This is a genomic window from Collinsella sp. AM38-1BH (assembly GCF_003467545.1).
Classification (GTDB): domain Bacteria; phylum Actinomycetota; class Coriobacteriia; order Coriobacteriales; family Coriobacteriaceae; genus Collinsella.
Genome location: NZ_QSHC01000034.1, coordinates 1,192 through 1,439 on the forward strand (window position 1 = coordinate 1,192; position 248 = coordinate 1,439).

A 248-nucleotide genomic window follows, 5' to 3' on the forward strand; every position below is an offset into this window, starting at 1 on the left:
GCGGCGTGCCCGCGGCGAAGGCCACCGCGGCCGAGCTCGTGAGGTGGCTCTGGGCCCTCGGCATGATGTGCCGGGAGGGCGCGGAATAGACATAGCCCCCGTCCCGGCGAGCCGGGCGGCCTTCGGGGATACCCCCTATTTCGCTGTGCGCGCGGAGCCCTCCGCATGCGCCTCGACAGACTTGGGGAACCCCGCCGAAGGAATGGAGTGCGGGCCGACAGAACGGTATCCGCGGATATGAGACTGAG